This window comes from Burkholderia sp. GbtcB21, from assembly GCF_019091065.1.
GTDB classification, from domain to species: Bacteria; Pseudomonadota; Gammaproteobacteria; order Burkholderiales; family Burkholderiaceae; genus Burkholderia; species Burkholderia pyrrocinia_C.
In genome coordinates this window covers 1-520 of sequence record NZ_JAGXKA010000100.1, presented here as the reverse complement: position 1 = coordinate 520, position 520 = coordinate 1, and the positions used below count along the sequence as shown (strand labels likewise).

Annotated in this window: 1 rRNA gene; it reads left to right on the top strand. The window is 46.9% G+C overall.

What is annotated here, in order from left to right:
- Positions 1 to 69 (top strand): 16S ribosomal RNA (locus KVT39_RS36500); the annotation flags it as partial.
- Between the last annotated feature and the right edge of the window lie 451 nt (positions 70 to 520).

The window sequence follows — 520 nt, the reverse complement described above, 5'->3', positions numbered from 1 at the left end:
GGATTCATGACTGGGGTGAAGTCGTAACAAGGTAGCCGTATCGGAAGGTGCGGCTGGATCACCTCCTTTCCAGAGCTATCTCGCAAAGTTGAGCGCTCACGCTTATCGGCTGTTGATTAAGACAGACTAGCTGTCTGCGGTTAAACCGGTTATGATGCCGGCCGCTTTCAATAATCTTCAATGACAAATATTCGAATGAGGTTTGTTCGAGTCTTTTTCATTGGCGATTGAGCCAGTCAGAGTGATACGTAGTAGGTATCGGCTGTCGTTCTTTAACAATCTGGAAGAAGTAAGTAATTTGGATAGCGGAAGCGTCTTGAGATGGACGTGAAAGTTATCCGGGTTGTGATTGTATCGATGTATCTCAAGATGATTCGAACTCTATGTTTGACTCAATTGGAATACGGCACAACGCGAGAACTCAACCTGTAACGACTGTCGACGAGACAGACTCGTTATAGGGTCAAGCGAACAAGTGCATGTGGTGGATGCCTTGGCGATCACAGGCGATGAAGGACGC